This window comes from Belliella filtrata (assembly GCF_022549775.1).
GTDB lineage: Bacteria > Bacteroidota > Bacteroidia > Cytophagales > Cyclobacteriaceae > Belliella > Belliella filtrata.
In genome coordinates this window covers 1-10,312 of record NZ_JAKZGP010000095.1, presented here as the reverse complement: position 1 = coordinate 10,312, position 10,312 = coordinate 1, and the positions used below count along the sequence as shown (strand labels likewise).

The window sequence follows — 10,312 nt, the reverse complement described above, 5'->3', positions numbered from 1 at the left end:
GTTTGGAGCATCTACTTCCTGAATGACAAGGGTGAACCGGCGGGACCAGTCAAATAATCCGGGTAATTTACAACCCATGCAGTTTTATCAAGATATGGTTTGGGGTGGATTTATTGGTTTTTATAATTATGAATTTATAGAGTATGAAGTATATAAAGAGAATTTTCTGGATGAAAATGAGAGAGCCAGGATAAAGGATGCCATAAGTAAAGAAGCCACTAATGATAGTCAGGCAAAAGGGACTCCTTGTAACTAAAGAATCAGCATGATGCAATCAAGTGTAAAAATTATTTCCAATATCATGACAAAATTATTTCAAAAGGCTTTTGTAATGTTTTCACTTCTTATCTTATTGGTAATAGGTGCCTGTAAATCTCAGAAACACCAATCGGAAACAGACCTTGCATACGATTTTCTGCGTTTTTTATATTTCAACCCCAATGGCACACTCCGTCAAAATACTGTTGGGACTGAAGATGATTTTTATAGTGAATTTATCAATTACCGACAAATAAACTTAGGGAACAGGTCGAGTAGAATGCCATTTGATTCAATTAATTATGTGGATTTTGACACCTTACTCAGTGCTGAACAAAAAGTTGAGTTAATAAAGAAATTGGACGAGCTAAAGTCTGTCAACCTGGATCCGAATAAAATAATTGTGAATATTCTTTCTGATGAAGAAATAGAAGATAATTTCAGGAAATTGAGAGAAAAATCAGGTAGTAGTGAACCTTCTAAAAATTTTGGTTATGGCATTATTAGTTTCCCGATTATTCAGGAGGGGAAAAATGGAGAAGTATATGCAATTATCTTTAGAACCGGTGTTTCTTTTTATGGCGGAGGGGCAGGTGGAAATATCCGTGTATTCAGGGATATAGGAATGGGATGGGAGTTTTATCTGAATGTCCTTTGTTTTTTTGATTAAAGCTATAGAAAGTTAAAATGCAAACCTTAAACAAAGATATGGGGCGAGCCCGATTTAATTGACCAGTAAATTTTTTATAAAGTATTACTATCATCCGACAAAAATACTTCATGTCTTTTAGTAATCTTGAAAAAATACAATAGCGAGGTTTTGACACCTCGCTAAAGTTTACGATGTTTGAAGTTACCACACTTTAAATCATCATGTCCAAAAATACGAATCTTGCGGGTCAACCGGTAATTTGTCAGCTACTTTCTTTTCTTCCCCGCCAAATTGTTGACTTCTGTGTGTCTGAGCACCAAGGTGACAGATACTATAATACAAAGACCACCTGGAAGCAGTTGGTTTTTATGCTCTATGGTGTTGTTACCAAATGTCAGTCAATTACAGTTTATGTAAAAATCTTCTTTTTCTTAAAGATCGACTCACATATCTGGAAATTGAAAAACTTCCAGCGGTCAGCATACTAAGTGATGCCAATATAAACCAAAGCAGTTCGGTATTTGAATCGATATATCAACAACTTTTGGAGCATTATAAAAAAGAGCTGATACCTGCAGAATTTAGCTTTCTGCACAAACAGGTAGTTTCGGAGAAAGTCATGATCGTTGACTCTTCCACAATTTCACTTTTCGTAGATGTTAAAAAGGCTTAGGTTTTAAATGTCGGGAAATATATTTTCAATCTACAATGTTGTAAACAAATGAACACAAACAAAAGAAAGTTGAACTAAAAAGATCTGGATATATCGATATATATTTAAATATTCAGTAAGTATAATAATTTAAATTAAAATGGTTATGAAAAGGAAACTATCAAAAGGGATTATGACAGTATGTGTTTTGGTTATTGGTGTAGTTTTCTCACATCCAGTTAACTTGGAAGCTCAAACTACAATCCAACCACCAGACTTAAGTATGTGTCAATTTATTGATAGACCAGAAGTGCCAGGGATTGACGGATGTAAAATGCCCTCAATCACGCATTATTGTGTATGTGAATGATTTAAAAAGCCACTATAATTTAATTATAGTGGCAAAACTTAACCTTTTATTTTATGAATCTTTTAAAAGTATTATCAGTTTTTATTATGCTATCTAGTTGCAAGCCAAAAATAAATAATATAGAGTTTACTTGGAGCCATGAGGGTGAGGTGGTTTTTCAAGCCTCAAACATGGCTTATACAAATCCTGGTATGATTCAATATATCGATACTGATTCTGGAGAGTTTATTTTTTATTATAATCATATAGCTAAAAATCTTCAATTCACAGAATTTCCATCGGGAAAAAATATTTTGGACATCCCTTTGGAATTTGAGGATGAAAAAAGAACAAGGAATTTTACTGGGGCAACCTTGTTTTCAAAAGATACTATAGGAGTTACTTTTTTCCCTCCAGCAATTGGAATTATAGACTTCTCTGGTGAACTAAATATGTTTGAACCTCTAATTGAAAAGAGTTTCAATGTTAGTCATATTGGAAGTGGTGGATATATCCCTTTAATTAAAGAAGGCATTGAGATTTTTGGAGCCCAACCATTTTTGATGGGGCATCATCAAATGAAGGAGTCGGATATTCAAAAGCAACATCTTCTTTATACATTTAATTTAGAGACAGATAGATTTTATTGGCAAGATGTGTTTTACAAAAAACACTATTGGGAGGAAGGAAAAAAGCAATCCTATTTTTCATGGGCAAGGAAAGAAAACAAAATCTACATAGCCCCTTTCTATGATCATGAGATTCAGGTATTTGATCTTATATCTAAAAAAGTAATCTTAAAAAAGGAATGTAAATCAGAATTTATCAACCAATTCTATATGGTGGATGTATTCCCAGGCAGTACTGAAGAAGCAACTTTGAAAACTATCGGTTCTGATCAATATGATATTTTCCTCTACGACAATTATAGAGATGTTTTTTACAGGATATTATTACCAGGATATACACCTAAAAATAGACATTCAATCGATGAACTTCAAATGCTCGAACGTTCACGACCGAAAACAGGTGTTATGGTATTAGATAATGACTTGAACAGTTTAGGTGAATATGTTTTTGATGATTTTGAAGTGCATTCTTCTGCCAATTTTTTTGTAGGTAGGGAAGGCTTGTATGTGTCAACCAATAATCTCAATAGTGATGATTTTAGTGATGATAATTTTAAATACAGGGTACTTAAAATTGACAAAAATCAACAAAAATAGACAATTAACATAATTGACTCTCAGAGCTCATAGTTGCCTGTTTCTGTTGATCCTAATTACTAATTCTAAAAAATTAAAAGCTTTTCTCTTATTCTCTCCCAATTGTCATTCGTTAAAAGTTTATGCAAAGACCTATTTTTTCTTGAAGTTCTGCTCACATAACTGGGAATTGAAAAACTTCCAGCGGTCAGCACAGATCTTATACTTATTACCAAAGCTTCCTGCAACGACAAATCTTTTCTCGGACAGCTTGAGGGTGAAAAGGGGGCGATTTATGTCTTTGACAAAGGTTACCTCAAGTACCAAAAATGGAAAGAGTGGAGCGACAACGGAGTCTATTTTGTGACCCGGCTCAATGACAATGCGGATTATCAGGTTCTGGAAGGAAAACCAAACCACATCAGTGAATATGCAGAAGGAGGGATTATCTCAGATCAGATAATCCTACTAAATCCGTCAAAGGAGCCTCTGAAGGCCAGGTTGATCACCTATAAAGACCCGGTGAGCGGAAAGGTGCTCGAGTTCATTTCCAATATGCTTGACTACAGTGAAAACACAATAATCCTACTTTATAAATACCGCTGGAAAATTGAAATTCTGTTCAAGCAGTTAAAGTAAAACTTTGAATTGGGATATTTTTACTCGGACAGCTTGAAAGGGATCAAAACACAGGTTTGGATAGCATTGATAGCCAATTTAATGTTTTCGGTAATTCACAGGCAGTGCAAAGAGGCTGAACAGTTTGTTACAATCGTAAACATGGCAGCCATTAATATGTGCTCCTATATATCCCTGATAAAGCTTGTCAGATCAGGCAGATTGTCAGGTTTGGAAAGGGATCTGAAAATAGTACAATTTGAATTATTCGGTTTAAAGCAGGGGGGGTGAGAATTCGAAAAATTCCCCTTAATTTAAACACCAAGGGCGATTTTATAGTATTTTTGATTTTAGTCGAATGACAGTAGTTACTAATGAAATATAATTAGAAAAAGGGGCATTTATAGCTCCTTTTTCTTATAGCTTTCAAGAAGATGTCTTTTATTTATTCTCTAATGAACTCTTCTTCAAATTCATTTCCATTACGATATCATCCATTACGAAGCCATTCCCAATATCTATAACTTCACGTTTTGTTTCTTCAAATCCCATCGCTTTATAAGCAACTATTGCTTTTGTGTTATTGATATTTACATTGAGGTAAATCAAGTTTGAGTCATTTTTTCTTGCATTTACAATAACTTCATGAATTAACTTTTTACCTAATCCTTTGCCTTGAGCTTCTGGCAATAAGTAAATTTTGTGAATTTTTGTTTTGCCCTTTTCTTGACAATCTAACTGATAGACACAAAAACCCAAACTTTTGGAACCTTCTTTTACAATCAAAAAAACATGCCCTTCATTGTGAAATTGATGCTTTAACTTTTTCAAGTCATACATCATTTTCATCATGTATTTAATTTGCTCTTTAGAGAGTATTGCTTCAAAAGTTTTTGGCCAAATGATATCTGCTAACTTTATGACTTCAATTAAATCGACTTCTTTGGCGGTAATAACTTGTATCATTTTTAAAAGGTTTAAAAATCCATGTTGAAGTTGGTAAGTGTTCTCTTGGACTTGAAATATCAAATTAAACATAAAGTATGGTTACCTTTATCAAAAGAATAAGAAAAATGATATCAATTGGTCAAAAAATAAAATCACAGGTTTTCAATTCAGAATTTGAATTTCAAACATCTCGTAGCAGTGGACCAGGAGGACAAAATGTCAATAAAGTAAATTCTAAAGTTCAATTATTTTTCAATATACAAGAGACTCATTTTCTGAATGAGGAAGAAAAGCAAAACCTCTACATAAAATGGGCTAACAAAATTGACAATGAAGGAAAGATCATGTTCCAAAGTCAAGAAAAACGATCACAGACCCAGAATAAAGAACAAGTTATCAAAAGATTTTACGACGCTTTATCAAAGGCATTTGAAAAGAAGAAAGTGAGGAAAGCAACTAAACCCAAAAAGTCAGCTATTGAAGCACGGATCAAAGCCAAAAAATCCAAAGGTGAAAAAAAGCAAAGTAGGGGAAAGGTGGATTGGTGAGGGCTTACAAGGTAATGAGATCATTGTATTGAGAATTTGAAATTATGCAAAATTTGCTTTTATATTTGTAAAGTTATGAAAGTATTAGTAGTTGAAGATGAGATAGAAATAGCTAGAGGGATTCAAAGTTACTTTAAAGATTCTCCTATGGTCATGGAGTTGGTCTCTAATGTCAGGGATGCTTCAGATAAAATCAATCTTTACAACTATGATTGTATACTTTTAGATATTGGCTTGCCAGATGGGACAGGATTTGAAATTTTGAAAGAAATCAAAAGATTGAAAAAAACTGATAGTGTGATCATTATCTCTGCAAAAAATTCACTTGAAGATAAATTGAAAGGTTTAGAAATCGGAGCTGATGATTTTTTGACTAAACCATTTTATATGGCAGAATTGGCTATGAGGATCACAGCGGTCACTAGAAGAAAATCTTTTGATGGAAATAATGTGGTCGAATCTGGTGGGTTATACTTGAATCTAATCAAAAATTCTGTGCATTACAATGACATAGAAGTCGAGTTGACACCTAGGGAATTTCGCTTGCTACGCTTGTTCCTTTCTTCCAAAGAAAGGGTTCTTTCTAAAACAGCTATTGCTGATCACCTGCTTGGTGAGCAAGTTGACTTTGTAGATGGGGATAAGTTAGTATATGCACACATCAAAAATTTGAAGAAAAAATTGCAGACAGTCGGTTGTCCTGATTATATCAAAACAGTCTATGGGACTGGTTATAAATTTTGTTTGGATTGACTGAATCGTAATTTTTATGAAGCTTTTAAATAAATCATTAAAGCCATTTACACTTCTTACTTTTGTTTTACTAATAATCAGTATACCTCTTTTTTATTTCGTAGTGCTGTACATTTATATATTAGATGCAGATCAGACCTTGGCTTCAAAAAAAGTCCAAATAGAAGATCAGTTGAACCATTTGTACAAAATTCCAAAAACAGCAATATTAAGAATAAGGTTACTTAATGAACTTGATATCGGATATCAAATTTATGATTTGGATACCATGTCATACCAATCAGAAGGAGATCGATTTTATACTGCTGAGCGTTTTGATCAATATAGTAACTCCATTAAGCCTTACCGATATCTTGAATCTGAACTCGATATATTTGGAGTTAGATATCTACTCAAGGCAGAGGTAGACATGGAAGAATATTTTGATGTGATTCCATATACCACCTTAGTGGCAAGTATATTTTTTCTTCTCATCCTGATTGGTTATTACATGATCAACAGATTTGTGGCCAGAAAAGTCTGGAAACCATTCTACAAGATTTTGAATGAACTCTCTAGTTTAAAAATTCAAAATGGAGAAAAATTGAGTCCTATTGACTCAGACATAGATGAATTTATAAAACTTTCTGATAACCTACTGTATTTTACGAATAGAAGCTATTCCGCATACAACCAACAAAAAGAGTTTACAGAAAATGCTGCACATGAATTGCAAACACCTTTAGCCATCATTCAAAGCAAAGCTGAATTACTATTACAAACTGAGTTGACCGGAAGTCAACATGAATATCTTAGTCAAATCAATTTGGCAGTCAGCAGAATGAAAAGATTGAATAAGAATCTATTGATGCTTGCTAAGATTGAAAACAAACAATTTATTATCAACGAAAAACTAAATTTATCAGCTATACTTTTGGAAACTATTGACTTGTATCAGTCAAGTTTTGATACCAAATCAATAAGGGTATATACGGAAATTGAAGAAGAGGTTTACATCAAGGGAAACAGGGCCTTGATCGAAACGCTTATCAATAGTCTATTTACAAATGCGATATCTCATAATCTGGACTTTGGAAGAATGAACTTGATCTTGAATAGGAAAAATTTATTGATTCAAAATTCTGGAAAGTTGATACCTTTAGATAGTGAAAAGATTTTCAAAAGATTCAACAAAGAAAATATAAGTTTTTCTGGCAGTGGATTGGGACTGGCCATATGCAAAGAAATTGTGATTCTTCATGATTTCAAAATCAAGTATAAATACATCAATGGGCTTCATTCATTCAAGCTATGGGATTTTGAATAAGCTATTAATTTCAAAATTTAAATTCACTTCACATAGATCGTACAATATTAAGATCAAGATTTAATGATTTTTTTCAACTTCTAATTTTATTCTAAATTGATTTTGATATTTAGGGCGTCATATAAGTTGAATGAAACGGCACCCTATGATTAAACTTCTACAAATAGCTTTAATACTCACTTTTCTCAATATTTCGAGTGCCTTTTCTCAACAATATATCATAAATGGAAAAGTTACTGATGCTGGCTCTAAAGAGACGCTTCCATATGTCACAGTCATGGCTGGTCAAAATGTTTATGCTTTGACTGATGATAATGGAAGGTATGAGATAAAGATAAATTCGAATGTTGCTCGTACCATAACCTTGACAGTTCGTTTGGTTGGGAAGAAAACTGAGCGGTTTGAGTTGGAGTTGAATCCCAGTCAAATGGTTGTCCGAAAAGATGTTGTATTACAAGACAATGACAATTACATGTCAGAAGTAGTCGTTACTGCGAAACGTGACGATGACAATGTATCTGTGTCAGCTTTCAAATTGGGTAAAGAAGTCATAGATCAGTCTCAAGCCAATAGTTTGGCAGAACTCCTACAATTGATTCCAGGTCAAGGAATCCAAAATCCAGATTTACAAAGTGGACAAACGATAAATTTCCGCTCGGCCAACACGGGGCAATCATCTTTGAATAATTCTTTTGGGATATCTATAGTAATGAATGATAATCAATTGAACAACAATGCCAATATGCAGGGAAGAAATCCTACTCAAACTGGAAACTTCAGTAGTTTAGGAGGTGGAACAGGATTTCGAAACAGTAGTTTTGAAGGTGGAGAGAATCCTGCGGGAGGTTTTGATTTGAGACAAATAGCAGTTGGTAATATTGAGTCAATCGAAGTGATCCAAGGGGTAGCCTCAGCGAAGTATGGAGACTTATCCAATGGAGCTGTGATCATAGAAACATCTGCTGGAAAATCTCCAATTAATGTATCGATTAGACAAGCACGTGCTGACCAGAACTTTCAAGTTTCAAAAGGATTTCAGCTATCTGACAACCATTCCATACATGCAAATATTGACTATCTATATAGTAGACCAAACCTTCGAGATGAAGTCAAGTCTTTCAAAAGAATAGGTGGTGGATTGATGTGGAGTGCTTTTATAGGTAAGAAAAAGCTGATCAAAAATACCCTTGATTTAAGATACAATACTACTTTGGATGATTTCAGAATAGATCCAGATTTTGCTTCTGAAAGGGTTGTATACTATGAAAGAAGGGGGCAGACAATCTCAAATAGGACCTTTTTCAATTTGAAATCAATGTTTTTTGACAATTTCAAAGTTAATTTTTCATATAATGGTAGCTACGACTATGCTTTTACAGAGCAATTTGTAAATCCAGGAGTACTTCCAGTGACGGGATTTTTGGGAGAAGGGATCAATGAGGGCACTTATCACCCATCTTCATACTTAACCATGAGGGCTATTGAGGGTAGACCATTAAATCTATCTAGTCGAATCGATTTTGAGAAGATATTGGGGAATAACAAAACGAGTCATAATTTATCATACGGTGCATCTTATAGATTTGATGGTAATTTTGGTGCTGGAAGGATTTTTGACCCCACAAGGCCTTTGAGGACATCAGCCTCAATTTCTCAATTTGGAAATGAAAGGCCTTTGAGTTTTAGAGAGACGAATCCTTTTATGGAGCAGTTTGGCCTTTATGTAGAAGATAGAATTTCAGGAAACTTATTTTCTAGAGCTTATAAGTTTACAGCAGGCTTGAGATTGGACAATCAAATCGGTAATTGGAGCTATTCACCTAGAATCAATGCCAGCTACAAAGTTGGCAAAGACTTGCTTATCTATGGGGGATTTGGATTGTCGTTCAAGGCTCCAGGCCTCATTCACCTATTTCCAGGTCCACAATTTCAAGATATTCCGTTGATCAACTATTTCAATGGTAGAGAAGCTGAATCTCTCTTTCTGGTTTATACCTATCAGCGTCCAAATGATGCAAGTCAATTAAGACCAATGAGTACTAGGCAAAGAGAAGTTGGTCTAAAGTATAAAAAGGGCATATTTGATTTAGGAGTTACAGCTTTTTTGAACAACTCTAATAATGGATTTTCTGTAAACAGTAATTGGGTTCCTCTTGACATTCCTGTATATGAGATAACAGAACTTAGAGAAAATCAAAAGCCAATCTATCAGCCTACTTCCGAATCAAGAAGATATGCAGTAGCTCAAAGATCTATACTCAACAGGTCAAATGATAAAAGTTATGGATTTGAATTTTTGTTTTCTACTGAGAAAATAGAGTCAATCAATTCATCATTTCAGTTTATGATGACTTATTACGACAGTTATTTTTTTGCTGATGTTCTTCAATATCAACAGAGAACCAATTATCAATTGGGAGATCCTTTTTGGTTTGCTGTCTATGGAGGTACCCAAAGTCAAAGTGGTAATGCAAAAGGATTATTTACAGTCAATCACCATATTTCAAAGTTAGGCTTGATCATGACTTTGAGAGGAGAGGTGTTTTTGTATAATTATATCAGGTCTTTTCCTTCCACGGACAGAGCAGTTGGCTACTTGGATGAAAATTTGGATTACTTTGAAATCCCTGAAAATGAAAGAGATAATCCCATCTATGATGTCATGAGTAGGACAGAGCAAAGAGGTCAATATTTTAGGGAACCAAATTTTGTCTATTACAATGCACATTTCAACATGAGCAAAAATCTAGGTAAAGGAGTTAGGTTTACATTTTTCGCCAATAACTTCCTGAACATTAGACCAGAAAATCTTGATAGAACTACGGGTGTTTACCTTGGATTACTCAATCAAGATCCATATTTCGGACTTGAATTAAAATTCACTTATTAACTTAAACGTAACTACTCAGGTACATTATTTACTGACCAATATTCAAGTATTTGGAGTCTTGTGCTCCTTTGTAGCGTATTGACGCGTATTTGTATGTTAATGTACGAAAATCAGCTTTAAAGTTGGTTTATCC

Annotated in this window: 11 protein-coding genes; 10 read left to right on the top strand and 1 reads right to left on the bottom strand. The window is 34.0% G+C overall.

Features of this window, described 5'->3' with window-relative positions:
* Positions 1-76 precede the first annotated feature (76 nt).
* The 6 genes from MM239_RS19860 (at position 77) to MM239_RS19840 (ending at position 3,755) form a co-directional block, all read left to right on the top strand.
* Positions 77-256: a hypothetical protein gene (locus MM239_RS19860; RefSeq protein ID WP_241350073.1), complete on the top strand. Its 180-nt coding sequence runs from the start codon at positions 77-79 to the stop codon at positions 254-256.
* A 45-nt stretch (positions 257-301) separates the two neighbouring features.
* The gene (locus MM239_RS19855; protein WP_241350072.1) at positions 302-928 is read left to right on the top strand and encodes a hypothetical protein; all 627 of its coding nucleotides are present in this window, start codon (positions 302-304) and stop codon (positions 926-928) included.
* A gap of 203 nt (positions 929-1,131) precedes the next feature.
* Positions 1,132-1,398, top strand: a complete 267-nt coding sequence (locus tag MM239_RS21265; RefSeq protein ID WP_394801528.1) for a DUF4372 domain-containing protein — start codon at positions 1,132-1,134, stop codon at positions 1,396-1,398.
* Between the two features lie 330 nt (positions 1,399-1,728).
* Positions 1,729-1,932 carry a hypothetical protein gene (locus MM239_RS19850; RefSeq protein WP_241350071.1) on the top strand — a complete coding sequence of 68 codons (204 nt, stop codon included), beginning with the start codon at positions 1,729-1,731 and terminating at the stop codon, positions 1,930-1,932.
* A 53-nt stretch (positions 1,933-1,985) separates the two neighbouring features.
* The gene (locus tag MM239_RS19845) at positions 1,986-3,137 is read left to right on the top strand and encodes a DUF4221 family protein (RefSeq protein ID WP_241350070.1); all 1,152 of its coding nucleotides are present in this window, start codon (positions 1,986-1,988) and stop codon (positions 3,135-3,137) included.
* Positions 3,138-3,299: 162 nt separating this feature from the next.
* The gene (locus tag MM239_RS19840) at positions 3,300-3,755 is read left to right on the top strand and encodes a transposase (protein WP_262918713.1); all 456 of its coding nucleotides are present in this window, start codon (positions 3,300-3,302) and stop codon (positions 3,753-3,755) included.
* Between the two features lie 420 nt (positions 3,756-4,175).
* On the opposite strand, the gene MM239_RS19835 is transcribed toward MM239_RS19840, so the two are convergent.
* A complete protein-coding gene (locus MM239_RS19835; protein WP_241350069.1) occupies positions 4,176-4,700 on the bottom strand; it encodes a GNAT family N-acetyltransferase in 525 nt (174 codons plus the stop codon).
* Between the two features lie 107 nt (positions 4,701-4,807).
* Here MM239_RS19835 and arfB point away from each other — a divergent pair, with 107 nt between their 5' ends.
* The 4 genes from arfB to MM239_RS19815 all read left to right on the top strand — a co-directional run bounded on the left by arfB (position 4,808) and on the right by MM239_RS19815 (position 10,179).
* Positions 4,808-5,230 carry an alternative ribosome rescue aminoacyl-tRNA hydrolase ArfB gene (arfB, locus tag MM239_RS19830; RefSeq protein ID WP_262918712.1) on the top strand — a complete coding sequence of 141 codons (423 nt, stop codon included), beginning with the start codon at positions 4,808-4,810 and terminating at the stop codon, positions 5,228-5,230.
* Positions 5,231-5,305: 75 nt separating this feature from the next.
* Positions 5,306-5,983, top strand: a complete 678-nt coding sequence (locus MM239_RS19825) for a response regulator transcription factor (protein ID WP_241350068.1) — start codon at positions 5,306-5,308, stop codon at positions 5,981-5,983.
* A 16-nt stretch (positions 5,984-5,999) separates the two neighbouring features.
* Positions 6,000-7,289, top strand: a complete 1,290-nt coding sequence (locus tag MM239_RS19820) for a sensor histidine kinase (protein WP_241350067.1) — start codon at positions 6,000-6,002, stop codon at positions 7,287-7,289.
* Between the two features lie 145 nt (positions 7,290-7,434).
* Complete coding sequence (locus MM239_RS19815; RefSeq protein WP_241350066.1) at positions 7,435-10,179, top strand: TonB-dependent receptor; 2,745 nt, start codon at positions 7,435-7,437, stop codon at positions 10,177-10,179.
* The last annotated feature ends 133 nt before the right edge of the window (positions 10,180-10,312 follow it).

Bases quoted from the DNA above. Each gene is read 5' to 3' on its own strand.
- MM239_RS19835 (WP_241350069.1), bottom strand. From the start codon at position 4,700: ATGATACAAGTTATTACCGCCAAAGAAGTCGATTTAATTGAAGTCATA.
- MM239_RS19845 (WP_241350070.1), top strand. From the start codon at position 1,986: ATGAATCTTTTAAAAGTATTATCAGTTTTTATTATGCTATCTAGTTGC.
- MM239_RS19850 (WP_241350071.1), top strand. From the start codon at position 1,729: ATGAAAAGGAAACTATCAAAAGGGATTATGACAGTATGTGTTTTGGTT.
- MM239_RS19860 (WP_241350073.1), top strand. From the start codon at position 77: ATGCAGTTTTATCAAGATATGGTTTGGGGTGGATTTATTGGTTTTTAT.
- arfB (WP_262918712.1), top strand. From the start codon at position 4,808: ATGATATCAATTGGTCAAAAAATAAAATCACAGGTTTTCAATTCAGAA.
- MM239_RS19855 (WP_241350072.1), top strand. From the start codon at position 302: ATGACAAAATTATTTCAAAAGGCTTTTGTAATGTTTTCACTTCTTATC.
- MM239_RS19815 (WP_241350066.1), top strand. From the start codon at position 7,435: ATGATTAAACTTCTACAAATAGCTTTAATACTCACTTTTCTCAATATT.
- MM239_RS19820 (WP_241350067.1), top strand. From the start codon at position 6,000: ATGAAGCTTTTAAATAAATCATTAAAGCCATTTACACTTCTTACTTTT.
- MM239_RS19825 (WP_241350068.1), top strand. From the start codon at position 5,306: ATGAAAGTATTAGTAGTTGAAGATGAGATAGAAATAGCTAGAGGGATT.
- MM239_RS21265 (WP_394801528.1), top strand. From the start codon at position 1,132: ATGTCCAAAAATACGAATCTTGCGGGTCAACCGGTAATTTGTCAGCTA.